Annotated in this window: 21 protein-coding genes; 1 reads left to right on the top strand and 20 read right to left on the bottom strand. The window is 44.0% G+C overall.

The genetic code is table 11. From position 1 onward, the window contains the following. Positions 1-150: 150 nt before the first annotated feature. From ACZ45G_RS07325 to ACZ45G_RS07245, 17 genes are all read right to left on the bottom strand, one after another. Positions 151-531: a rhodanese-like domain-containing protein gene (locus ACZ45G_RS07325; protein ID WP_464176520.1), complete on the bottom strand. Its 381-nt coding sequence runs from the start codon at positions 529-531 to the stop codon at positions 151-153. A gap of 347 nt (positions 532-878) precedes the next feature. Further along, positions 879-1,766 (bottom strand): DegV family protein, encoded by an 888-nt coding sequence (locus ACZ45G_RS07320; RefSeq protein ID WP_464176518.1) that lies wholly within the window; start codon positions 1,764-1,766, stop codon positions 879-881. A gap of 300 nt (positions 1,767-2,066) precedes the next feature. Next, positions 2,067-2,258: a hypothetical protein gene (locus tag ACZ45G_RS07315; RefSeq protein ID WP_464176516.1), complete on the bottom strand. Its 192-nt coding sequence runs from the start codon at positions 2,256-2,258 to the stop codon at positions 2,067-2,069. A gap of 332 nt (positions 2,259-2,590) precedes the next feature. Then, entirely contained in the window at positions 2,591-3,292 is a 702-nt protein-coding gene (locus tag ACZ45G_RS07310) for an MgtC/SapB family protein (RefSeq protein WP_464176514.1), read from the bottom strand. Positions 3,293-3,505: 213 nt separating this feature from the next. After that, positions 3,506-4,915: a pyridoxal phosphate-dependent decarboxylase family protein gene (locus ACZ45G_RS07305; protein WP_464176512.1), complete on the bottom strand. Its 1,410-nt coding sequence runs from the start codon at positions 4,913-4,915 to the stop codon at positions 3,506-3,508. A gap of 178 nt (positions 4,916-5,093) precedes the next feature. After that, positions 5,094-5,717 (bottom strand): class I SAM-dependent DNA methyltransferase, encoded by a 624-nt coding sequence (locus ACZ45G_RS07300; protein WP_464176510.1) that lies wholly within the window; start codon positions 5,715-5,717, stop codon positions 5,094-5,096. A 211-nt stretch (positions 5,718-5,928) separates the two neighbouring features. Next, positions 5,929-6,810: a dienelactone hydrolase family protein gene (locus ACZ45G_RS07295; RefSeq protein ID WP_464176508.1), complete on the bottom strand. Its 882-nt coding sequence runs from the start codon at positions 6,808-6,810 to the stop codon at positions 5,929-5,931. Positions 6,811-6,891: 81 nt separating this feature from the next. Beyond that, entirely contained in the window at positions 6,892-7,419 is a 528-nt protein-coding gene (locus tag ACZ45G_RS07290) for a class I SAM-dependent methyltransferase (RefSeq protein ID WP_464176506.1), read from the bottom strand. Between the two features lie 42 nt (positions 7,420-7,461). Further along, positions 7,462-8,346 carry a hypothetical protein gene (locus ACZ45G_RS07285; RefSeq protein WP_464176504.1) on the bottom strand — a complete coding sequence of 295 codons (885 nt, stop codon included), beginning with the start codon at positions 8,344-8,346 and terminating at the stop codon, positions 7,462-7,464. A gap of 1 nt (position 8,347) precedes the next feature. After that, a complete protein-coding gene (locus ACZ45G_RS07280) occupies positions 8,348-9,331 on the bottom strand; it encodes an alpha-ketoacid dehydrogenase subunit beta (protein ID WP_464176502.1) in 984 nt (327 codons plus the stop codon). A 13-nt stretch (positions 9,332-9,344) separates the two neighbouring features. Next, complete coding sequence (locus tag ACZ45G_RS07275) at positions 9,345-10,328, bottom strand: thiamine pyrophosphate-dependent dehydrogenase E1 component subunit alpha (RefSeq protein ID WP_464176500.1); 984 nt, start codon at positions 10,326-10,328, stop codon at positions 9,345-9,347. 52 nt (positions 10,329-10,380) lie between these two features. Next, entirely contained in the window at positions 10,381-13,941 is a 3,561-nt protein-coding gene (locus tag ACZ45G_RS07270) for an adenylate/guanylate cyclase domain-containing protein (RefSeq protein ID WP_464176498.1), read from the bottom strand. A 154-nt stretch (positions 13,942-14,095) separates the two neighbouring features. Then, the gene (locus tag ACZ45G_RS07265; protein WP_464176496.1) at positions 14,096-15,079 is read right to left on the bottom strand and encodes a histidine kinase dimerization/phospho-acceptor domain-containing protein; all 984 of its coding nucleotides are present in this window, start codon (positions 15,077-15,079) and stop codon (positions 14,096-14,098) included. A 141-nt stretch (positions 15,080-15,220) separates the two neighbouring features. Continuing rightward, positions 15,221-16,873, bottom strand: a complete 1,653-nt coding sequence (sbtM, locus tag ACZ45G_RS07260) for a thio(seleno)oxazole modification radical SAM maturase SbtM (protein WP_464176494.1) — start codon at positions 16,871-16,873, stop codon at positions 15,221-15,223. A gap of 253 nt (positions 16,874-17,126) precedes the next feature. Next, a complete protein-coding gene (gene sbtA / locus ACZ45G_RS07255; protein WP_464176492.1) occupies positions 17,127-17,225 on the bottom strand; it encodes an SbtA family thio(seleno)oxazole RiPP natural product precursor in 99 nt (32 codons plus the stop codon). Positions 17,226-17,393: 168 nt separating this feature from the next. After that, on the bottom strand, positions 17,394-17,729 hold the full coding sequence (locus tag ACZ45G_RS07250) for an isochorismatase family protein (protein WP_464179893.1): 336 nt from the start codon (positions 17,727-17,729) through the stop codon (positions 17,394-17,396). A gap of 207 nt (positions 17,730-17,936) precedes the next feature. Then, positions 17,937-18,353, bottom strand: coding sequence for a hypothetical protein (locus ACZ45G_RS07245; protein ID WP_464176490.1), 417 nt, complete (start codon positions 18,351-18,353; stop codon positions 17,937-17,939). A gap of 361 nt (positions 18,354-18,714) precedes the next feature. On the opposite strand from ACZ45G_RS07245, the gene ACZ45G_RS07240 reads away from it, so the two are divergent. Continuing rightward, positions 18,715-20,316 (top strand): aspartate:alanine exchanger family transporter, encoded by a 1,602-nt coding sequence (locus tag ACZ45G_RS07240; RefSeq protein WP_464176488.1) that lies wholly within the window; start codon positions 18,715-18,717, stop codon positions 20,314-20,316. A 100-nt stretch (positions 20,317-20,416) separates the two neighbouring features. Here the strand turns inward: ACZ45G_RS07240 and ACZ45G_RS07235 are convergent, their stop codons facing one another. From ACZ45G_RS07235 to ACZ45G_RS07225, 3 genes are all read right to left on the bottom strand, one after another. Continuing rightward, positions 20,417-21,235 carry a Rossmann-like domain-containing protein gene (locus ACZ45G_RS07235; protein ID WP_464176486.1) on the bottom strand — a complete coding sequence of 273 codons (819 nt, stop codon included), beginning with the start codon at positions 21,233-21,235 and terminating at the stop codon, positions 20,417-20,419. A 160-nt stretch (positions 21,236-21,395) separates the two neighbouring features. Further along, positions 21,396-23,894 carry a cation:proton antiporter domain-containing protein gene (locus ACZ45G_RS07230; RefSeq protein ID WP_464176484.1) on the bottom strand — a complete coding sequence of 833 codons (2,499 nt, stop codon included), beginning with the start codon at positions 23,892-23,894 and terminating at the stop codon, positions 21,396-21,398. Positions 23,895-24,051: 157 nt separating this feature from the next. Further along, positions 24,052-26,100 (bottom strand): YecA family protein, encoded by a 2,049-nt coding sequence (locus tag ACZ45G_RS07225; protein WP_464176482.1) that lies wholly within the window; start codon positions 26,098-26,100, stop codon positions 24,052-24,054. Positions 26,101-26,113 lie beyond the last annotated feature (13 nt).

Genomic DNA, 26,113 nt, shown 5'->3' with positions numbered 1-26,113 from the left:
GTTACCAGAATAAATAGTAAAAATATAAAAAAGAACCAGCGAAGGGCCGAGGGCCTGCGTCACCTGCAGTTGCGGGTCCGGCTTTATTGTGATGGGAAGCCAAGGAAGGACTGAACGATACCCCCCCCGGGCTCACCGGAGGGGGTGCTATTATTTCATTGTCAGATAGAGCGGACCTGGTTTTAGGATACCAGCCAACTGATCAGTTGTGGCTGTAAGGCCTTTGACTTCATCATAGCCTTTGGTGAGCAGATAGGCGTAGGCCATGGCTGCCCGGAATACAGAAGCGCAAAAGGTAACGATAAATTTATCTTTGGGGACTTCATTCAGCCGGTCTGGAAGTTCATTCAAAGGGATATGTTTGGCAAAGGGAAAGCATACCTGGCTGACCTCTTCATCGGTACGAATATCCAAAAAGATAAAATGATCGTTGGACAGAACGCGCTGGGCCTCCTCCAGACTCATGCCGTATTCACCGGTGCCAAAAAAATTAAAATCCATTTCTTTGAGTATATCATCAAAAGATTCCATTAGAACGTATTCTCCTTTTTCAATAAATAAGGTGGTAATAAAATTATGTCAAAAGAATGAGATATTGGGAGTCCATAAAAGTCAAATTGAATAATTTTTCACGCCTTATCGTTATATTCAGAACAGATGTTCATCCTAATTATAATCGTGTGAAAAACAGCATTTCCACTTTTTATGAGCCTGTTAATAACATCATGCTCAAAACGGGAATAACTCTAGCCAAAGCCGGATGAATTTGTCAATAAATGTTTTAATAATTCTGATTATAACGAATTTGGGGTGACCCCACCCTGACGGCGTTTAAAATGCCCCCCCCCTCCAAAAAAATATCAATTTTTATGGGGGTCTTAATCCATGGGGGGTTTTTCTCCGTATACGGCAACTGTCAATATATCAGGCCCGCTGTGACAGGTCAAAGTGGGTCTGAGCCGCATATTTGATAAAACTTTATGGTCTTTGATACCAAGGGTTTCAAATTTTTCCATGAAATTGGTTTTTAATTTTTCAAGTTCAACAATGTTTTCCTGTAATCCATACCCAAAAGACAAAGTGACATTATGGGGGCGGGTACTTAAAAAGGATATGGCATTATCAATAATTGTTTTACAGGCATTTTCCAGCCCTTTGACTTTCGCGACAGGAACAATCACACCTCCTTCAATGGAAAGCACAGGTTTCAGATTGAATAAATTTGCAGCAAACCCTTTGGCTTTTCCAATTCTCCCATTTTTAACAAGGTATTTAATTGAAGGAACCGTAAACTGATTAAAGGAAGATTCCCTGATGAAGGGCAGTGATTTTTCTATCTCGTTGAACGGTTTCCCTTTCTTTATCAGTTCTATGATTTTTAAAACAATGAGACAGGCCCCTGTGGCGGCACTTTGGGTATCAATGATTTCTATCTCTATGCCGTTGAGATAGTTTTTGGAGATATGGCTCAATTTGTATATTTCAGATAGGCTTTCTGACATATGAATATCGATGATTCTTGAATAGCCCTGATCCCGAAGTTCTTCAAAACGCTCAAGAATTTCCCACATACTGGGTGGTTCAGTATAAAATTTTTTGGTATTTTTGATTTTTGAATAAAAGAGTTCAATATCTGAATCCTGCCCATCAGAATAGATTTCCCCGTCCAGGATGAATTTTATGGGTTGAATGTAGCAATCAGGTTGTTCCCGCAGGAGGTCTGTTGGATCACATCCAGAATCGATCAAAATTGCTGTTTTAGACATAATATTCTCCGTGTATAAGACAAAAAGCAAAATACCTATTATTTATTTAAATCCTGGTCTTTTATAGTAAACTTTGTTCGATAAAACAAGCCTGGATTGCTTGAGAGAATGACCCTCCTGATCCAGAAGATTTATGAGGTAGACCTCTTTTATTTCCGAAGTGCCAGGGCTCCATGGGAATTATCAGCTTTACCCGGGATGGAAGAACCTAAGCTTCTTGAGTTTCCATCCTGCTATTGACATAAAGCACCTTTCCATCATATTTTAGGGCATTTTATATTTAGAAAAAATAAGAACTTTTTAAACTTTTATCCAGTTGAAACCTTTTATCCTGGTGTCTATATTTGCAACAAGCCCATGGGCTGAAGCGTTTCGAACATGGGCAATGGCCTCCTTGCTGCGCAGCTTTTTTCCATATTTAATGATAGGCCAGCTGAGAAAAAGCTGAATTTTAACAAATTTATATGAGGCCCCGTATTTAAAGCAATTCATCAAATGTATTCCATGACTTATCTCTTTGGTTATTTATGAATAATTTCTTTCTTTAAAGGCCATATTTTAACAAGAATCGGAAGCCACCACTCAACTCTTTTTGACATAGATTACCCCAAATTATTTAAATACAATTCAAGAATAAAGGCTTCTGCCCATTGGTATTCAACCCAATACCACCCGGATAATCATTAATAGCAACACTATAGCAACAATCAAGACTAAAAAATTTTTAAAGCATCACCCGCTTTACCCCGAGGAAGGAACCAACGGTGGAAAAAGGCGAGTATACATTTATTATGAAATGCCTGCCGTTATAGCCAGCCCTAAAATTAGTTCCAGCTTACCCTGTCGAAACGCTCATCACCTTGAAGTTGGTCTATAATTGTAGTATCCTGTCTTTTCCCGCGCATTCGAAGAACGAGGGTCACTTTACAATTTTTAGTTTTCGGTTCGTGAATGATGCTACGATTTTTAATTTGTATTCCCTTCTGAACAAACTGATCAGTGACTTCATTAATTAACCCAAGATCACCGAACCATTCTAACTGCAATGAGAAATAGTAGTCGCCCTCAACCGGTAGGCGATGAAGCACGTATAGCGTTAGAAGGACCAGCAGGGTCAGAACAACAGCAATAACATACTCACCAAGTCCAACCGTAACCCCAATCGCTGAAACGACCCAAATAGAGGCTGCAGTTGTCAGGCCCCGCACGTAATTTTTGCTTTTAACGATTGTCCCGGCACCGAGAAAACCAATTCCGGTGATCACGCCAGCAGCAGCGCGCGCTGGATCCATTCGAATTGCGGAGTCTGCACCTAGGTTAAACTCTATGGATAGTTTTTGAAAAGCGACAATGATTGCGGTGGAGCCAAGACAAACCAAGATATTTGTCCGTAAGCCGGCTGCCCGACCTCTTTTTTGACGCTCCAGGCCCACAAGGCCCCCAAACAACATTGCCACCAATAATCTTACTACGAAAACGCCATCATGGTTTACTATGTCTTGAATGAATGAAAAAAGAACCTCCATGGTTCATAACCCTTCTATAGTGTTACAAAAAGTTGCTCTGCCTGATCTAACTTCATATTGGAAATTTTCAAAATGCCAACCCCAGGGATGGATACTTTGCCATCAACTCCCGAATGCCTTCAAGTTTTAGTTGAAAAATCAAAGATATGATTTTTTGCCATCCGGTCGTTTCGCTCCCTCCACCCTTTTGTGTCCGAGTGCAGCGCCAGGTTATTATGCATTACCTGATTCCTGAACAGCTTTATTTTTTGCTCTAACAAAAGCTTTGACAGAACGGGTAATATCATCTTGGGTAGTCGCCCATGAACAGATACTTATCCGGATAACCGTTTTTCCGTCCCAGACGGCTCCACCGGCCCAGCACTCACCCGACTCCTGAATATACTGCATGGTCTGTCCGGTAATTTTATCATTGACACATGCAACAAGCACCTGATTGAAGACCACATCATTTAAAATCCGAAAGTTTTCATCTTTAAGTTCCTGCGCCATCTGTAAAGCTCTTCGGTGAAGACCGGATACCAGTTCGTCGACACCTTCTTTCCCCAGATATTTCAGGGCTGCCCAAAGCTCGATTGCTCTTGCCCGTCTGGACATTTCAGGCGTGTAGAGCATTCCGTCTCTGTTTTCACTATGGGTAATATAAGAACCTGATGAGTGCAATGCGTGTGTCAGAGCCTCTTTATCGTTGCATAGCACTATACCGCTGTCATAAGGGGTATTGAGTGTTTTATGTCCGTCTGCCGAAAAGGAATTCGCTTTTTCCATTCCTCTTGTAAGATGCTTTAATCGGCCTGATGCCGCTGCCCAAAGACCGAAAGCTCCGTCAATATGAACCCAGGCATTTGCCTTATTCGCTTTTTGACATATTTCATCAAAGGAATCAAAAGAGCCTGAGCATAAATTTCCAGCTTGCAGTATCAGTATTGTATTTTTGTCGAGATCAGGAATTTCAGACGGTATAATTCTGCCCTGTGCATCTGTTTGAACCCATTCCACATTATCTGTACCGAAGCCCAGAAGGGTGATTGCTTTCACAACCGTTCCGTGAACCTGACACCCGGCAACAACTCTGATCTTTGGTGCGTTGAAAAATCCTTTTTTATTAAAATCCCAATTGTTATTTTGGAAAATCCGATATCTTGCTGCGGCCAGGCCGCAGAATATAGCCAACGAAGAGCCGCTGACGAAACCGGCAACGACCTTATCAGGCAGAGAGAACAGTTCTTTGAGCCATGATTCACAGACTTCCTCAAGCTTTGCTGCAACGGGTGACATAGCATAGACTGCTGTATTCTGGTCCCAAAAATCGGACAGCCAGCGGACTGCAAGACAGGCGGGTATGACTGCGCCGCTGACAAAACCGAAATATCTGCCGCCTGTTTGTACAACACTTGCCGGAGTTCCGTATTGATTTAACATCTCTAATATTTGGGCTGCATTTCCGACAGATTCGGGAAATTCTTCGACAAATTTATCCAAGTTGGCAATTGCCTCAGGCATTGGATAAACATTGCGTCCAGGAACATTATCAGCATACTCAAAAGCATATTTTTGCGCCTGTCTGAAAATATCTTTTTGCGCCATCTCCTGAAACATTTTTTCTTGTAAATTTTTTGGCATATTTGATTCTTTATTTTGATTTTATTTCTATTCATTAGAGACGCATAGTGCCGAGTTGAAGAGCGACTGTTTGGTTGCCTGCTCAAATTAGATGGTTGAGACTTCATATTCGGGGATTGCGCGATGAAAGTTGCTCTACCCAGCGCCTCAGATAATCGGCTATACTATTAATACGCAATCAAGTGACCTGATAAACACAGACTTTGCACTGGGAACCTTCCTGTTCAATATAATTTGCAGTGTCAGCTTTTATACGCTTCCATCGCCCCTCTTTTTCAAGAACATTCATCTTAAGATGGTATTGATCTTCTTCCCAGGCTGCATCGCGTACAGTAAAGCATATGTATCCACCAGGTTTTGTGACTCTAAGCAACTCGTTAAACGCTACCGGCCCTACATGTGCGCAGGTGAATGTTCCGACACTGATTACAGCCTCGTACTGATTGTCTGGGATATTCAGTGAAGAGGTTAAATCTGCTTGGGTGAGGTTCCGGTAAACCTTTTTTTCCTCCGCTTTTTTCAGCATTTTTTGGGAGTAGTCTAAGCCATCTATATTCTGGTATCCCTTTTTGCTAAGAAGTGCACCAACCAGACCAGTCCCACATCCGGCATCGAGAATGGCAACCTGGTTGTCATGTAAGTGGGATTGAAATTCGTTAACGGTAATTGCCGGAGCGACGTAGCCCATTTCGTTGATTAAATCGTGGTCATAAGCATCTGCCCACTCACTGTATGCTTCTCTCAGTTCGTCCTTGTTGCTTGCGTTTAACACTCGGTCGTGAATTTCCTTGCGATTACTCATAATGAATTTTCCTAAAAAATAATAATGGTTAAATATCTGCAAGATAGGATGCCGATCAATATTGCAAAAAGTAATTTTTTCATTTAGTTCTATTGGGATTTTATTTTCCCATTGCCTCCCGGACCGCCAGGACCACGTTTTCAGGACCGGGCTTATAGAGTTTTCATGGGAGGGAAAGCGGTTAAGTATATATGAATCTGGAATACCCAGGTTAGGAGAGATGCACCTTAAAAAATGAAACAGTACGCTCCCAAGCAATTTTTGCCTGTTCTTCATTATAGCGTGGCGTTGAGTTATTATGGAACCCGTGGCGGGTGCCTTCATACGTATACATGACAAAATCCTTATTATTTGCTTTCAACGCTTCTCGATAGCCTTGCTGAGTAACATTTACCCGGGGATCATCTTCAGCATAATTCAGCATGAGAGGTGCTTGTATTTTTGATACATTTTCAAGGGCTGGTGCTGCACCATAAAACGGAACCCCAGCGTTCAGATTTGCACCCATAATGATGGCGAGCTTATTGACAACACCACCGCCGTAACAAAAACCAGTTGCGCCCAATTTCCCATTGGACATTTCATGATGCTTTAGAAACTTGGCACTGTTTAGCATGTCCGTAAAAAGTTTGTCTTTGTCCAAGGATTTCTGCATGATCTTACCATCATCATCGTTGCCGGGATAACCACCGATTGGCGCTAATCCGTCAGGCGCAAGCGATAGAAAACCCTCCACTGCAAATCTGCGGCTCACATCTTCTATATATGGATTCAACCCTCTATTTTCATGGATAACCAAAATAACGGGGAATGGACCTTTCCCTCCAGGCTTCACCAAATAGCCACGCATCTTACCGGATGAACCTCCTGTAGAGTCATATTCAACATATCTGGGTTTAATCCGTTCATCCGTAAAAGAGATCGTTTGAGCCGCTGTGTAACGGGGTAATAAGGCTTCAGCCATAACAAGTGCAGAACCGCCTGCGACAACTATCCCTGAAGCCTTTCTGAAAAAATCTCGCCGGGTCATCTGGGTGTGGCAGTATTCATCGTATAAATCATATACCTTGGGATCGATCGATTCTTTAGTCATAATTCTCATTCCCCCTATTAATATCGGTTTTTAACAAATCTCCCAAAAAAAAATGCCAACTACAACCGTTCTGAATGATTTTTATACTAAAAATATCTGCATATAAAAATGTTTACCAGCTTCTATGCATTTACCAGGAGTAAATGAAAGTCTTTGAGCCAACTCATCTGGAGATAATCTACTCTCAACAGGAGGGCCGAATGGAACATCTTCTTTTTTAAAATTGACGATAGCAAGTTGAGATTTTGGTTTTAAAATTCGTTTTGTTTCCTCACAAAAGCGTTTAATCTGACTTTTTGAAAAAATATGAATCACTGTGGAAAGGTAGACTATATCAAAAAATTCATTTTGAAAGATAGTCTTTTTAGTAATATCTCCTGTTAATGCTTTAAGGTTTGGATTTAGAATTTCCCTTCGCAACATATCTATACTTATTTTGTCTGTATCCAAAGCATAAATATTACCTGAATTTCCAACTATTTTGGAAAATAGTTTTGACATGTATCCATTACCACAACCGACATCAAGGATTTTTTGACCTTTTATAATTTTGAGACTTTTTATTATCATTTCCTCGTCCAGCAATCCTTGAGTAAATTTTGCTCTCATTCTTTCAGAACCCCTTTTTTGGATTAAATAGACCCCTAACCTTTATATTTCGGACGTATTCTGTACTTTTTCCTCATCTTCATAGGAAACCAGCAACCTCATTTTTTCCGGAGTATAGGGTGCATTTTTATTTATGGGAATTTGCCAGGCCGGCAACACCCAATCTGAATCAGCCATAAATTCATCAAAAGACACCCATTCAATATTATGCGTTGTATCATCCCAGAATTTTTTCCACATTTCATGCCAGGGTTTCAAATATCCGCCAATCCACGTATGTGAAACAGGTGTTATTTTATGGTGAATGCCATATCTTATTTTTTCCTTGTCTGTTAAGGGTTCAAGTGCTCTATCCAATTCAGCCCTCATATCCTGAGGTGTTCCCGCTCTTTCAAAAAAAGAATAATCACAAAGACTGCCATATTTAAAAGTTGCTATGGGAATATTGGAAACAGATAAAATCTTTGTATGATATCCTTCCGGTTGATATACACTTGCCTTGGTGTCTGTTGTGCCGCGAGAAGTAATATAAGGAATGCCTAATTCTTCAGCAACTCTAAGTGTTGTCATATCTGAGGCCATGTAGCGCGAAGAGATGATTCTAACGGGAATACCCGTACAAGCTTCTATATTGGATACCATCTCACTAATTCTTTTCTTTTGAACCTCATAAGGAATATCCCAAAAAGGAGCTTCAACATTTGTCCCGACTATTTCCACCCCCTTTTTAATGACCGCCTTTATTTTGTCACAATTATCCTTAACAAATTCAGGTGTAACCATTAAAAGTCCATTAATATTTCTTTTTTCCATTTCATTGATAGAATTCTGTAACCCCACCATATCTTTAAATTCAATCAAAATCATAATGCCTTTGGCTTTTTGCTTTTCTTGCATCAATTTAATTTCCTCCTTGTTTTCAAACAATCTATTTTCCCATTGCCTCCCGGACCGCCAGGACAACGTTCTCAGGACCGGGCTTATAGATTTTCTCATGGGTGGGTGCTGTGGGAACCGGACTCTGCGGGGCACCCACCCGCTTGATCGGACCTTTAAGCGAAGAAAAGGCTTCTTCGGCCACCATGGCGGCCAGTTCCGCCCCAAATCCACAGAAGCGACAGGCTTCGTGCACCACAACCAACCGGCCAGTCCTGCGAACCGAGTCGAGAATACAGGCCTTGTCCAGGGGGACAAGGGACCGCAGATCAATCACCTCGCAGGAGATTCCCTGCTCATTTAATGGGGCCAGTGCCTTCATGACCGTGTACAGGGCAGCGCCATAGGCCACGATGGTGCAGTCGGTCCCCGGCCTAACCATCCGGGCTTTGCCAAGGGGTGTCCGAATATCGCCGGCAGGGACTTCACCGGACATCCGGTAAAGCATCATGTCCTCTACTAGGATGACCGGATCCGGGTCAAATATGGCGCTGAGCAGCAACCCCTTGGCATCCTGTGGTGTGGACGGCCAGACTATTTTCAGACCGGGGCTGTGTGCGATCCAGGATTCAAGGTTATGAGAATGCTGACTGCCGGCACCAAAACCGACGCCGGCCTTGACCCTCACTGTCATGGGAAAGCTGGATTTGCCGCCGCTCATATAGCGCAGCTTTCCGGCATGGTTGACCAGCATGTCGCTTGCCAGGGTAATAAACGGAAAAAACATGATTTCCACTATCGGCCGCAGGCCCAGGCAGGAGGCGCCCACAGCGAGCCCGGCAATGGCAGCTTCGCTGACCGGTGTGTCCTTTACCCGTCTTGAACCAAATTTTTCTAAAAGGCCGTGGGTAGCCATGTTGGGGTCCTGGTGGATGGAAACCCCCACGCCTTCACCGGCAATAAATACAGTTTCATCAATTTCCAGGGCAATTGTAAGGGCTTCGTTTAAAGCCTGCCCAAATGTTTTTTGACTCATGGCACGACTCCTTTCAGGTATTAAGGGGGTGAACAAATACATCGGTCAGGGCGGTTTCAGGACCGGGATAGGGACTTGCATCACCAAAGGTCACGGCGGCTTCCACACGCGTTGTTGCTTCCTGGTCAATGGCCTCGATCTGATCGGTATTGAGAATGCCCTCATCAAGGAGTTTTTTGCCGTACCGAAGGATCGGACACTTTTTAGCCCAGATCGCAAGCTCCTTGGGGTCCACATAATGCTGCCGGTCCTGTTCACCATGGCCGCGCATGCGATAGGTCAATGCTTCCATAAAAGCGGGTCCACTGCCGGAACGGCAGTGTTGAGACAGCTTTCGGCTAAGATTGTAAACCGCCTCTACATCATTTCCATCCACACTATGACCGGGCATATTGTATCCTTTGGCACGCAGAAAGATATTCGGGGTAGCACAATGCTCTTCAGGCCGCTGTGCGCCGGCCCAACAGTTGTTTTCACATACAAACAAAATCGGCAGTTTCCAGACGCCTGCCAGATTCATGGCTTCATGAACGCTCCCCTCGGCTGCCGCGCCATCGCCAAAAAAAACAACGGTAATGGCCTTGGAATTCTTGTACTGTTGAGCAAAGGCAGAGCCAATGGCCAGAGGTGGTCCTGCACCGACCACCGTGGATGTCATCAAAACGTTGACATCCGGATCTGCCAGATGCAGGGTGCCGGCCTTGCCGCCATTGACACCTGTGCCTTTGGCCATGATTTCTGCCATCAGAAAATTTAAATTGGCCCCCCTGGCAATGAGATGCCCATGGCTGCGATGGTTGCTGACAATGACGTCTTCCGGCTCAAGGGCTGAAACAATGCCTGTAGCAACTGCCTCCTGGCCGTTGGCCAAGATCTGCATACCCGGCAGCCGGCCAGTCTCCTGACTCAGTGCCACAATTTTTTCCTCGAATTTCCGGATCAAAACCATGGTTGAATAAAAATGTGTGTGAATGTCCGGGATTTGATTCTTTATCATAAACCCTCCTTGCAATTTTCTATTTTTAATCGGTTAAAATGGCCCGACCCCGTTATGAATCAGGTCTTGAAATATCGGCCAGTTCATTCAGGAGGGACAATTCATATTTTGAATTGATTTCCTGGAAAATATTTTTGGCTTTATTCAAATGATTCATGTCATCAAGGTGTCTTCCCATTTCAAACCAGATCAATCCCTCTTCATAGCGAGCACCCAGGTCCTGTGAAATTTCAAGGCCTTTTTCCCAGTATCCATGTGCTTTATTTAACCGGCCTTTCAGCCTGTAATAATTGCCCGTCACCCGATATGCGCCAGACAATCCGCATTTATACTTGCGTCCCAAACCGATCGTCTGGACAATTTGCTTTTTAACTTTTCTCAATGTGATTTCTTCATCTATTTGAGCACCTTGTTCTCTTGCTCTAAGATAAAAATCACAAACCGCGTTTTTAAATAAACTTAAAACAAACCCTTTGAGATTCTTCTGTAAAATCAGATCTTGGGCTCTTTTAATTGAAGCATGGGCATCATTAAACTGCTTTTTATAGACATAGCAATGCATAAGATCAATTTGGGTTACAACCAGGGCATAATAATCAGGTATGGATTCCAGCAGCATTTTTGCCTCGAGTAATTTTTCAACGGCTTCATCCAGATGCCCCATCCTTAAATCAAAAACGGCTTTTGCCCCAAGCCCCCATCCTTTCAGTTGCCGATCTCCTGATTCAACGCCAATCTTTATCATCTCCAGGGAATACTCATTCACACGGCTGAAATCACCCCTTGCACTATAAATAAAAATCATCAGTGATCGGGAACTGCCCCATTTTCTGATATGACCGATATTTTGATATAAATCTGCCGCTTTTGTATAGTTCTCGATTGCCTGATCCCACTCGCCAATATAATCAAAATGGATTGCTTTGCACACATAAAAAGTGGCTAACGCATTATCATCGCGCGCGTCATCCAATAGTTTCTCTGACAAGTCATGATACAAACCGGCAAATCTAAAAAAAGCCAGTGTGTCAAGCAAAAATGCAAATCCTGAATATGCCATGATAATTTTATTGGGGTTTTTTAATTTTTCCACAAAGTTCAGTGCCGCAAGGATATCATATGCCAGTCGTTCCTGATTAATGAAAAAATCGATCCAGGCAATGGATTCAAAAATTCTGCCGGTTTCTCGGTCCTGGTTGCTGTCATTTTTTCTTTTATCAAAGCCGGATCGATAAAAAGAAAACCTGTGAAAGATTTGACGTCCAAGCTGCTTGGCTATGCCGATACGTGTCTGCCACAGGCCAAAAGGATAGGAGATGCCGAGAAGCTCAAACGCCTGTTTCAGGGACTCCAACGCTTTGTCATTTTCACCGCGCCTAAAATAAATTTCTCCAAGTTTTCGTGTGTAAACCGCTTTTTCAAAACTGACCAGTTGACTGTCAAACAATTCCTCATGAGCCGATATTGCCTTTTTATAATGCGCAAGCGCCTCAGAATCCCCCGCAATTCGGTTCGCCTGGTCACCTGCCAACCTGAAGTATCTGCTGGCTTTATTCCATTCAGACGCCTTTGAATAATGATATGATAAAAGACTGTAAAATTTTTCAATCTGGTCTTCAAACAAAAGCTCAATGGTTTCTGCAATTTTCAGATGCAGTTCCTTTCTTTCTTTTAACAAAATTGTTTCATAAACCGCATCTTTAATTAAATCGTGATAAAAATAGTATTCAAGCTCGGGATGAACCTCTTTTTCCTTTATCAGGTTCTGGTTGATTAAAACTAAAAGATGGACATCAAGAACATCACCCTGCCCTTCAATACTTTTCAACAATCGATACAAAAAACTTCTGCCAATGACGGACGCGGTTTTCAAAACCTCTTTAATGTTTTTATCAAGGTTATCAACACTTGATGAAACAAGGCCCCTGAGCGTATCAGGAATCTGTATTTTCCCTGATAGCGGCCTGATTGTGTATTGGCCTGTTGCCAGATTTTTCTCCAATAGGTCATGCTCTGTGAGCATCCGGATAAGCTCTTCAAGATATAATGGATTTCCCTCGCTTTTGCGATGAATCAATCCGCTCAGCTGGGAGGATATCGATGTCAGACCCAATTGTCTAACTGCTATTTCAGTAATATCTTCCTTGGGCAGGGCTTTAAGATCGATCCGGGTATAAACCTTCTGTAAATATACATCAATACTGTTCTCAAGTCTGGGCAGGGGATTATCATCTGTATCTCGACAGATAAAAATGATCTGAAACGGATTTTGTTGTACTAGGGGCAAAAGATGAATTAACAACTCTATTGTCGAGTCATCTGCCCAGTGAAAATCCTCAAACACCAAAACAAACGGCTGCCGTTTTAAAAGAGATTTTACAAACAAATAAAACGCTCTGAAAATCTGGCTTTTCAATGTTTCAGCATCCAGGAACTGAACCTTCTTGTTTAGATTTCCTTTGACCTGTATGGATAAAATCGTGGCCAGATACGGCAGGGTGTTGACAACTTCACCAGGATCCAGTTGATTTAATTTCACCTCAAGCTTGTCCCAACTTTTGATGCTGTCGTCGGTATCCTTTATCCCTGAATAATTTTTCAGTATCTCCAGAAATGTTCCGTAGCTGGTTTCCCGGCTCAATAAAGAGGACTGGCTGTGCAGCATTAAAAAATCTGAACCGCTAAGCTTGCTTTTGTACTCTGTAAATAGTTTCGACTTGCCGATACCCGGCTCTCCCGTTATTGAAACAATACTTCCTGTCCCCAGGTTTATCAGCTGGTTCCAGGTATTGTGCAAAGCCTGCATCTCCTTTTTGCGGCCCACAAATACAGGGTTAAAACCGTGAGAAGCGCTTGATTTAAAAACACTTTTCCTGGATATCACCTTAAAAATGCGGATGGGTCCCTGCTTCCCTTTTGCGGTAACAGGCTTGAGTTCATTAAAGTTGAATTCTTTCCTGGCAAGCAGATAGGTCCCGTGCCCTACGATAATCTCATCATCTTCAGCAATGCCTTCCAATCGTGAAGCAATATTGACATCAAGGCCTGTAAGACCATGTGTCCCATCTTCCGTATTGACTGTCCCGGTTAACGCAAGCCCCGTGTTTATTCCGGTATGCATGCAGATGGATCGTCCCAGTTTCTCCCGGACCCAGGAATTCATTGAATTGACGGCTTCGTGTATCTCCATGGCAGCCCGGATCGCTCTTGCCGGGTCATCTTCATGCGTCTTTGGTATACCAAAAACGGCCATGACTGAATCTCCGATATATCTCTCAATAAACCCGTCATAGGTTTGAATGATGAGTGAGACCTTCTTGAAAATATTTTCCAGGATCGAACGAACATCTTCCGGGTCCATAGACTCTGTCATGGCGGTATAGCCGGCCAGATCAGAAAATACAACGGTGACGTATTTTCTTTCGCTTTTGATTTGCTTCTCTTCCTTTTGTATGAAACGGGCGGTGAGGTTTTGTTTGCATTGACCACAAAAATTGAATGTAGGGGGATTTAAAAAGCCACATTGCGGGCATGGTTCTATCAACCGGGTCCCGCACTCACCACAATATTTTATTCCTTCAGGATTTTGAGATTTGCATTCAGGACAATCCATTTGCTACCCCCCTGTTCGATTCGTATAACCGTCTGGCAATAAAACCCAGCAAAATTGCCAGTCCGAATTCATGCCTTTGTTGGAAAGTCATCTCTGTATATCACGCGATCTGCCGCCAACGTCGGGTTAACCGAATTATCTTGTTTTAACTTTTTTAAAGACAATATTTTGAATCCAGATCAATATCTTCCAGTACAATATCCAGGGTGCCGCGGTGATGCGCCATGGACTGAACTGCATTTGTGAACAGGTTGACCATAATCCGGTGGATCTGGGTGGCATCGGCAATGACCCTGCGCTTTGATTCCAGTCGGCTAAGCATGGTAACACTTGCCGGGAGGGTTGCTTTAAGCAAGGTTAATGCCTCTTCCACAACAGAGCCCAGCTCAATGGGACCGTTCTCCTGTTCGGTCTGGCGGCTGGAGGTCAGGACCTGGGGGGTAAGGTTTTTGGCCCTCTGTCCCGCTTTAAAGACCTGGGACAGTTGGCTGTGGCGTTCTTCAGGATCGTTTTCCTCCATGGCCAATTCCGTATACCCGATGACAGCGGAAAGAATATTGCTGAAGTCATGGGCAATCCCTCCGGCCAGCATGCAGATGAGCACGGCAGAGATGAAAAAAATATTGTTGTTGATCAGGATGATCGCCGGGGTGTCCATTACCCAGACCGCTGTTATTTCGTAAAAAACCACAATGGTCCAGGAACAGGCCGTTGCCCAAAGAAACCGCATGTTCAAAAAGGTATGGATGGTTATAAAAATAAGGATAATACCAGCATAATAGGAATAGGTAGCGGGCGGCTCTGCCAGGATAACCATGACCTCGATACCCAGGCCGCCGGTCAGGCACATGATAAATAACAGGGGCTGAGCCCAGGATCTGAACTGTGGCCAGAATGAAAAACCCAGCACACCCAAGGCCAGGGGGATGACCACCAGGTATCGGATGGCCCAGAATATGAGTTTTTTATCCGGCACCATCACATAATCCAGAATACCGAAAATGCCGTAAAAAAGTAATACCGCCAAAATGGCTATTCGGGCGCGGAATAGAGATTCCTTAAAATTGTGATTCAGAAATTCCGGTTCCAGACTTGCCCACTGGCGGGTAAAAGCTAATGTCAGAGGGTTAAATGGCATAAAATCAGTTATTATCCTAAAATTTTATAGAGGTTGAAATCAGAATAATGTTCTATGCTGAAATTGGCAAGGATTTTTCAATTAAGTTTCTTTGGGTTTTATTACCCCGGACACGGGTTATTAGACCCCTTTTTCCAAGCTCTAACTGTTGGAATGTTGCTTTAAATAGAGGTGGTGTTCATTTTCAAAAAAACAATAAGGATCTTTTTTTACAAAAACATCCAAACCATGACTGTAGGCAGAAGCCATACACCCCCTGCAGACCAAATTAAGCTGGCAAGAGCTGCATTCGTCAGGCCCTTTCCTGTATCGATCTGCAATGTCTGAATGATAAATTTCTGTTAATGACTGCCGGGTAATATCGCCGATGGGTGAAGGAAACTTCCGACAGGCATGCGCCTCCCCCGTGGATAGAATACTAATAAAATTAAAGGCGGCACCACATCCATAACCAGTGCACCCTCCGAACAGCGGGGATTGATCCTTGTGGAGAAGGATGTTGAATAAATTATCTTTCAGTTCAAAGGTTGTATGGATTTTGGCAGCATCAAGATATTGTTCAAGAAAGTTATTGTAAGAGCATGGTTCAGTCATGACAAGATTGGCACCCTCTCCCATTAATGAGAGACGGTTGAATGTATAAAGGTTGATGCTGTCTTTGAGAAACTCTCCCAGAGGGATAACCTGGTTCAGGTTGTCCCGGGTCAGAGTCAGCATAATTTTGGAATAAATCCCCGTCTGTTTTAGAATTTGCAGAAAATTCATTACACGTTGAAAATGTCCTGGTCCTCGAATATAGTCATTATGTGGTTCAAGCCCCTCCAGACTGACTTGGTAAAAGGAAGGCTGCTGAATGGCGATCAGGGCCTCAATTTCATCACGGGTTGTTGGGTTGCCTAATATACCAATGAAAAAACCACGATCTGAGGCTTCCCTGTAAAGACGATGAAAATGAGGATGCAAAAGGGGGTTGCCTCCAGTGAAGGAAACCTGTCCAAAAAGGTTGTGGGTGGAGCAAAAATCGTGCAGGCTGTCAAGAATTGCAATTTCCTGGGACAGGTCCAATGGTTCAGAGTGTGTGCGGTCATAACAGTGGCGACAGCTAAGATCACAAGCCTGGGTAATGTGCCACTGCAAAGCAAATACCCTGGAGGTTCTGAAGGTTTTGAACACCGTCTCATCTTCGTTAGAAACTTTTGCGGTTTCTAATGGGTGTGTGCGAACGATTTTAGATGGTGGCCCCAAGATTATACCTGCTTCCATGGCTTGAAGGAGTGCACTGTTAATCTCGGCAATATTTTTGTCTGCCAGTTGGGCGACCCGTTTTGAGTTCATTTTTTCCATGGTCATCTTCAATACCAACAGATCTTCATTCGTAACGGGCCGTGACATTGATTTGTCATCATTGGGTACTGGCCAGATCATGACCTGCTCGTTTCCTTCCACAGGTTCAAGTTGACACCCATGAATGTTTCTATCCAGCTGTCCTGCCAGATGTTTCCAGGTATTTGAAAAAATTGTCAGCCCAGGGTTGATGATCCAATGGTCTGAATAGAAATTCACAGGAATTAAATGGTTTGTCAGTTTGAATTCATGCCCTTCCATGGCAGCAATTTCGGGAACGTAGGCTGGTAGATTGAATTTTTCAGTATTTTCCCGGACCATTTGTACAAATGAATCCACTGAATTTGTTTTAAGGGCAATTTCTTGAAATAGTTTGTCATCCAAATATCTCCGAACTCCGGCAAAGGCTTTTCGATCCGTTAGAAGTCTGTCTGTGAAAAATTTGTGCATAAACGTCCGGCTCAGGGTTACCTTTAAAATAAGGAATTAAAATATCGAAAAAAAATAAAGTTGATATGCCTTTTCTTTCTGGATCTCAAATGCCGGGCTTTGAAACCTTCGCAAGTTGCAAAGCCCGGGAGATTGTTAATCAGTGCAGACTGCACTGTTGATGCTAACCTCAGCCACTTTTTGCGGGGGGTTTTTCCTGTACATCTGTCTGCTCTGTCTCGGTGCTACCTGCACCGGTCTTTTTCTCAGCACTTCAGGCGGTTGCGCACCCAAAGCCAGTCAGCGTTGCTCCAGCTACCAACCCGGCAATGCTCAGACCGGCCAGTAATTTTTTTAGATCCTTTTGATCCATAAAGTCCTCCTTGATTAAGGTTAACCGACACCGTCGGTATTTTAACTCCAGAGTAGAGACCAGTTCATGAAGAGTAGAAAAGAATCTAATAATATATCATTAAAAACCGCATCGAACAACCGCCAGAATTGACGGCTCACCTGATGGTATTTTATTTGTTAAATTTTATCATATAACCTCTCGGCATTCATTGCGCCGCAGGCGCGATGAACCGCTAATCAGCCGCGCGGCTTTTTGCATCGTCAGAACATTGACTATTTGACAATGGGCAAAAATTTTTCGAAAATCATCGGTGTTCGCTCTTAACGCCCATTGAAAAATAACAATCTCGGTGGAGCTGATCACAGCACCCGCCTGTTTCAGCAGATCAATTGCGATATCTCGGTTCTCATCTGCACGGGATGCCACGGCATCTGCCACCAGATGTACTTGAAAACCAGACTTCATGAGATCCAGGCAGGTTTGCAGGACACATACATGGGCCTCCATCCCGACCACCACGATCTTTTTAAGATTGAACGATTGAACCGTGGGAATGAAGTTTCTTTCCAGACAGGCACTGATCGGAACGTAACATACGTTGAGCCTCCACAGTAGAAATTAAAAGAACTGGGCCTGAATAGGCACCATAAATTTTTCATAACTCAAGACCTGACTATGTATTCTACGCTTTGAGTTTATTTCATTCAGGGCCAACACCCCTCGCTTATTCTATTGGAGTTTACCCATTTCCTCGCCCATCTTCGCCATGGCCGCCTGTACTTTACCATCCATCATATACGTAGTTACCTTCATCATGGCTCCTGGTATCTTCGCAGACACAGCTTCTAACCGCTTAAAATCTGCTTCCATACCTGCAGGCATTTGGCCTTGTTTATATTCCGGATATTTTTCTTGAAATTCCCTTAGCTCAGGAATCAGTTTCTTCATGCCTTCTGTGTAGTGATCAATGGCCTTGACGACGTCCTCAGCATTTTTCGCATCAACCAGACCATTTACATAGCCTTCGGTGACGCTGGCTTGATGTTTTATAATCGATTTGGCCTCACTGCTGCCGTCTGAACCGCAGCCGGAAACAAGAAAGGCCATAAACAGCGAGACAGCAAGAATTCCATAAATACGCTTCATCAGCGGTTCTCCTTTTTTTTTGTAGTAATCTAAACATAAACAACCTTGGAACGGTGTAATTCCCCTTGTGCCCCAAGTATCATAGAACAAAGCCTCTCAAACTCATCAGGAGTTTCTATTCGCATCCCAGTTTCTTTGCCTAAAAGATAAAATCATGAATACGACTCTTTGTCAAAGACGTATTTGCCTCCACAATGCATACCTTGGACAATCTTACCAAAACGGGCTTTTTTAATAGTAACCTGATATTTACTATTTATGTCGATTCCAAAACCATTTTTCTTTATTAAACATTGACATTAATGTAAAATTCTATAAATAAAGCACCCTTAATTATTTTATATATTACAAGGAACAAAGCATGAGGTTATTGTCAAATTCGGTCTTTCTATTGGTATTAATAATAATAACAGGATATCTCCTGGGTAAAATCAAGGTTAAAACATTTTCATTTGATTCATCAGCAGTCATTTTTGTGGCAATTGTATTTGGATATTTCGGCTATATGCTTCCAAAAGATTTCCAAACCCTGGGCCTTGTCCTTTTCATTTATTCAATAGGCATCCAGGCAGGACCGGGTTTCATATCTTCATTCAGGGCCAATGGGATAGCTCTCAGCATTGGTGCGGCAGTGATTGTCTTTTGCGGGTTCGTCGCTTCTATTTTCTGCTCCTGGTTTTTCGGATTCAATGACAGCATATGTGCAGGTCTTTTTACAGGAGCCCTTACGAGTACTCCCGGGCTTGCCGTGGCCGTTGAGATGGTAAAAAACGGCGAGACCGCAGCAGCCTATGGCCTTACCTATACCTTCGGTGTTATCGGGGTCATTATTTTTCTAAAAGTTTTATCTAAAATAATGAATGTTAATGTCATAAATGAGGAACATAAAATAGAAGATGAACTTGAAAAAACCCATCTTCCCATGACATTCAGGCATATTGAAGTAACAAATCCGAATTTGTTTGGTAAACGAATAGATGAACTTTTTCTTGATAAAATAGTTCCTGTTACAATCACACGACTATTAAGGGCAGGAGAAAAGGAACCTATTCTGGTCGATAAAACAACCATACTCAAAAAAGGAGATCACCTTCGTGTTGTAGGTCTTGAGGAAAATTTAAAAAAAATCATGCTCTATATCGGGGAAAAAATTGAGGGGGAGATTGAGTTTAATTCCGTCTTAAAAAAAAGAAGAATCAGTGTAACAAAACGAGAAATTTTAGGTAAAACCTTGGGGTTTTTAAATTTAAGAGAGACATTTAATGTCCAGGTATCAAGAATAACAAGAAATGGCTTTGACATCCCTGCCCAGGCCACTACCCGCATCAACATAGGCGATATCTTCCATGTGGTAGGCCAGGAAAAGTCCTTGAATAATATCCAGAAATACCTGGGAAATAATATTTCCGAACTTTATACCGTTAATGTAATCTCTATTTTTTTAGGGATTTTTATAGGGTTTCTGATCGGGCAAATACCGCTTCCAATTCCTGGGATTGGCACTTTAAAACTCGGCACAACAGGAGGTGTTCTTGTTGCAGGGTTAGTGTTAAGTGCCCTTAAAAAAACAGGAACAATCATATGGTTTGTGCCATCGGCAACCAATTCCCTGATCCGGGATATAGGGCTTTATCTCTTTCTCTCAGTAGTCGGGACAACAGCAGGCGCGACAATTGTTACCACGATTAAAGAATTCGGCTTACCCCTTTTGATCTCAGGAATCATTGTTACTATATTCCCGCTTATCATTTCCAGTTTTGTCTGTATAAAAATTCTCAAGATCCCGTTTTTAAGAATGTTAGGAGTGATTACCGGGGGCATGACAAGTACACCCGGCCTTGCTGCAACCACTTCCATAAGCAATACTCCCTATGCGTCTACTGCCTATGCCACGGTTTACCCTGTTGCACTCATTGGAATGATTTTTTTCACAAAATTGATTGTCTACATAATACCACACTAACCGGTATTGCTGGCTGTCTTTTGTCCATTGTTCTTTCAGCATCCATGCGCTGCCATTCCCTGAGAGAATAAGGCCATTACTGATCCGGACCGTGTGGAGACTAAATGATACCCGAGTAGGTCTCTTTACGGAAGCACACTTTTTCGGTGGTCTCCCCCCAGCGTTTTCTTTGTTCAAGATGCTGGATTAACATATCACCGTCTTTAACCACCCGGCCTCCCACCACATCGACGCCACGGGCAAACAGCGGGTCCGGAAAATATCCTACCGTGGGGCCGACCACTGAAATCAGCGCATCCTGGGAACAATGGGTCAGAATGTTGTCCAGAGAATTGTTTAAAATCGTCGTACCGGTACACAGGACCTTGTTGCAGGCCTGGAGTTCAGCAGGGTCCAGCGTTATCTGCAGGTCAGGATATTTTTTAATCAGATCTGCTTTTTCCTCGACAACGACCAGTTGGGCACCGGTTTTTTGAATGGTTTTAATCAACGGGTGGAACAAACCGACCATGCCGACCCGGTCATTTTTTGAGATGGACAGCAATCCCAGGGAATCGGTGGTGGTATCTACCTCGAAACACGTCATCCGCATTACCTGCTGACAAATCGCGTTGATGGAGGCCAGGCTGATCATCTGCCGGATCGGATTGATAGTCCCGAAATCAAGCGCATATTCTATTGGATTTTGGCCGATAAAATTTTCAGGCTGCAATTTCGTGTAGGCCTGTTCTTTGCTGTCAGGCAAAAGTATATAGCTGAGGCCTGCGGCTCCGCCTTCCAGGCTGATCGCCATAAACTCGGCATCTTTGGGCTGGCCGCCTTTATAAAAGGGCGGAAAGAAGATTTTCTCGATGGGTGGTATGGTAAATTGAGCTGTCAGGTTTTTAACAATTTTTCGAAATTCATCTTTAAGGTGCATATTAAATATCCAATCATTTCTATTGTGGGTTAATATTCCTGCCTCATGTCCATTTACAAATAATTCAAAGTTTGCGCCAATTTTTAGCGACTGTCAAACATAATCACCGGTTTTGATCACCCGTCTGGTTTTCAATTCAGCGTCTGTTAATGGAACAATATCACAAATTGACACTCCGTTGTCTTTTTGCAGTGATTATCATTTGTTTTAAGGCTTTTTTACCTTTTGCGCGCATCCACTTTTTTTCAAACCCGGGCTCCATTACAATCTGGGCGATTGCCGAAAGCGCCTGGAGATGAAAGTTTCTTTGATCCCTTGATCCAATCAGAACAAAGGCAGCATAGACAAGGGGCTGGGAAGATGAAAACTCAATCCCCTTTTTGCAACGGGCCAGGAGAACAGAAAACTTTTTCTGGCCGTTCAGGATCACATGGGGCACAGCAAGTCCTGGCGCAAGAACAGTGGTCATCTCATCCTCTCGTTTGGTCAGCAGATGGAAAAGATCATCAGCAGATGTCCCTAAAGGGTCAGACATGACATCGGCGGCCAATTTGAAAAAGGTATGCTTGTCAATTTGTTCTTTCAAATCCATGACCTGACTTTTGGCCACAAGAAGATCAAATCGGTCTGGCTGGCTCATCACCTTGGATTTGATGAGTTGCCTGACCTCCTTTTGAAAGGGGAGGTCATCTTTAAGTTCTTTTGCAGCAGCTTTTTCCACCATCTGGAGCATGGCTTCTTTCTGGTCGACATCAAATCGTAATGCCAATTCTGCTATAGAATTTTTCGAACCTAAAACGGTTACCAGATCTCCGGCTTCAAGCCGTGTAAATCCGTGGGGTACGAACAGGACCCCCCTTCGCCGGACAGACATAATAATCAAATCCAACGGAAGGCGAAGATCCCTCAAAGCAAGACCGGACAGGTCCGGATTCTGAATTCTCAAGTCCACGACATTTCTTTCTTTGTGCATCCCCATAAGAAGGGATGCAGCAGCCGGGGACCGGACGAAATGATCCAAAAGCCCCACAATGGCCGTGGATGGATCCACTATCAAGACTCCCAAAGACTGAAATCTGGCTGTATTAAACCGGTTGTCTATCCTTGCAATCAGGGTCTGGCTGCCAAAATTTTCATAGGCAATTTCACAGATTTTATAATTTTGCTCATCCGATAGCATTGTAACGATCGCCCCGGCCTTGTGGCATCCAATCCGTTCCAGTTCATCCCGGGTGATCCGTGAAAAATAATCCACCTCTATATCCTCAAAATCTTTGGCCAAAGCTGCCTGTCCATCCATGGCCAGTTTTACCTCCCAGCCCTGGGAAACAAGGGACAGCGATAGGGCTGATGCCTGGCCGTCGGCACCGAATATAACGGTTTTTTTTACCCCCGCAAACAAATCCCCTTCAGACTTTGGATAATCTTCCTTCATTAATTTGATGACAAACTTGAACAGGGGCGGTCCCACAAGCTGGTTCAGGATGATGACAGAGATAATAATGGTGGCAAAAGGACTGCCAAAGTCAGGAAACTCCACCACTACGTCTTTTGCAAGACCCAACCCCACACCTGCCTGGGTAATATAGGCCATCCAGCTCACCGAATTGGCTTTGACTGGATTTCCGGCAAGGGTCCCGCCGACAAAAGATCCGAGGAAAATAGCGGTCATTCGTACCAAGAAAAGGGCAACGGCCACCGGCCACGTGGCGGCCAGCACATCCAGTGACAGTGAGGCCCCGGTCAGGGTGAAAAAGGTGATATAAACAAGAGGGCCTATTTCATAGAGTATTTTTAGAAATTCGGTCCTGAACCGCGTTGTATTGGACATGAAAAAACCGGCCACCATGCATATTAACAGCGGTTCAAACAAAAGTTCCACAATAAATCGGTCATGGGTATACTGTCGGATGCCTGCAGACAAAACAAAGACAAGATAGCCTGTTGCCAGGATGAAAGTTGTTTTTAAAAAGAGATGCGCCGGTATTCGCATAATCCTTAAAAGGATCTTGGACACGACAAAGCCTAGGAACAAGGAACCACCTATTTCAAAGCCAAGGAGGGCAATAAACCCAAGATTGAACCGAAGCCCTGTAAGCAGCGCATCTGCAACTGAAGAATTAACAGAGAATAGCACAATGACAACGACGTCCATAATAACGGTAACGCCGAGAGCCGTCTGCGTAAACGGACCTTTGGCGCGAAGTTCATTCACAATGGCGATGGCAGACGAAGGAGACCGGGCCACAAGGATGGCGCCTGCCAGGATGGCCACAGCCGCCTTTGTGGCCGACGACATTTCCGCCATGAAGGGAATATGGGCTGAAATCAGATAAAAAGTGATTGCCGTAAGGCTAAATGTAAAGGTGACCAGCCCAGCCGTAATCCAGGCAATGCTTTGCAGTTTGCTTCGCAGTTCTTTTAAATAGAGTTCAGCGCCAGCAGCAAAGGCGATGAAGCCCAGGGAGATTTCATCCACGAATCCTAAGGTTTCAACAGCCTCTTTTGTGATCATGCCCAACACGTATGGCCCGGAAATGATTCCGGTGAGCAAAAACGCGCTGATCAGGGGAAGGCCTGTTTTTCTCAGGCTTATCCCCATCTGTTTTGATGCCAGAGCGATTAACGCAAATCCAGCTGTAAATACCAAAAGATCCATGGCCTATCCTAAAAGAGTGTCAGCGTATAATAACGATATTAAAACTATGGATTATTCTCTGAATTGTAAACCATTAACCGATTTTTCATTCTCTGCAAGCGCAGAATTCAGTCAATCTATATTATTGCGAGGGACATCTATTTTGCTTTTTAAAAAATCATTTGGCGTGTCGGCGTATCCAGGCTTCCAGACCGGATCTATGTATGCATTCAAGTATTGTAAGTGCATTGTCAGCCTTCCACTGAAGCAGCAGACGATAATTGCGGCTGATGCGAATCCGGTAGCAGTTGGCAATTCGTTTAATGGGTTTGGTCTCTCGCCAGATGAGCTCATCACTTACGGCAAAACCTGCGGCGGCCTTAACCGCCTTATTTCGAATTGGGATTGGGATTTCTTCACATGAACGCACAAAGGCCGGGGTAAAATCAGGTGTTAAGAATTTGTTAACTTTTTGCGGTGGTGAGAGCAAGGAAGTGGATTCCTGATTCGAAACCTTACCGGCCGATGTAAAATTGTGTTTCCTCGATTTTTCCCGTTCCTGCTGCAGTTCCTTCCGCAAGTCTTGCCGTTTTTCCTGCTGTGCGCCGATTTCAGTCTTCAGGGATGTGACACGACTACGCAGGTGGGCAATCGTTTCTTTGTCCTCGGTATGGGATTGGTTTTGAACCTTATGCCCTTTGTGTACGGCTGGCACCGTCTGCGATGATTGCTGCTTGAGTGTGGCAGCCAGTTCATCGAGCTGATTCTCCTTATCTTGCAGCTCATGTTGCCCTTTGCGGATGCTGTCCTTTGCAATTGTCAGTTTTTCGTTGAGTGCCTGTAGTGCTTGTGACATCTTCTTTTCTTCGGCTTCCTCCAAGTCCGATTGGAAACACCATTCCAAATAGTCTTCGATGGGATCATCCCAGGCTTCCAGGTCAATTTCAGCTCGTGCCCGGCGAATAACGCTCATCAGTACTTCATTATCAAAGGAATTATCAGGATTACCTGCAATGTAGGCCCTGGCAAAGGCGATACTCAACCCAGGAAATGATTTTTCAAAACCATAGCTCAGTCGGAGCAAAAGTGATTCCATTGGTAAATCCGTGTGTGTCAACTCACTGCGTAATTGATCCTCCATATCATCCAGCAATGGCCGTTGCCGCAGCAATTTGAATTGAGTTTCCATGCTGCGGTGTTCCGGCCACGACTCAGGTGGTGGATGGTAGTCATATATTTTTTGTGCCAGCTCTATATCATCGGCATCCAGGGCGGAGAATATCAAATCAATGAAATGGCCGGGATCGAAATCGTCATTGTCCGGTCGTGTGTGGAGTTCTTTTAGCATGTCAAACGCCTGGGCCCTCAAACCGAACAAATCGCAACGCCGGTATGCGGCCAGCAACTGGGTTGGGTTCAATCGGGCGGGATCCAATTTTTTAAGCTCATAGGCACGCATTTGCTCAATCATCCCAGCGTCGTCTACAAGATGGGGTGAGTCACGTATTTGTGTCCGGGTCAACCCTTCATAGGAGGAGGCATCCCGGATTAGTTGCTGATCCGATTCCATGCAGCACTTCTTGTATTTCTTCCCGCTTCCACAATGACAAGGAGCGTTGCGGCCGATTTTTGGAACCGGCCTGCGAACTGTCTGCCCGCTGCCGATGACCACGGGCGGTGGTTCATCAGGCAGCAAATCCAAAATATCCGTTTGGGTAAAAAATCCCTTTGTGACAGGTTTCGGGTCTCCGAGCAAATTGAGCGTTGTAGCGATCATCATAGCCATCGGGGGGGAGTAAACAGATGTTTGCTCTAGGATCTGAACCACCCGCTTCACCGGTTGCCGATCAGAGTCGTGGACAACGCTCATCTCAGCGGCAAGAAATGCGGCATATACCTGGCGTTCGTGGGAGAGAGCTTCATCCACAGCCGCCGAAAGAAGCGCTGGAATTGCATCTGCCCCCTGGAATCGATAGAGTGATCCAAAATCCGAAACAGGCTCGATCACCTTTAATACATCGCCCAGAAGATCCGGGTCCAGCTTGATCTGCCGAACGGCACAGACATTCATCAAGATACCCAGTGCCGCATCCTCGCCATTTGCAATACACTCACGGGAAAGCGCCTCAAAATCAGTGATATCAAGACCAGCCATTTTTTCCGTAGCATCCAGAATTTCCGGACGACATCGCCGAGTCTGGCGGATTATTTCAAGAATATGTTCCATTGTATCCCATTGT

Source organism: Desulfoconvexum algidum (assembly GCF_055382125.1).
This window is presented reverse-complemented; position numbering and strand designations above follow the sequence as displayed.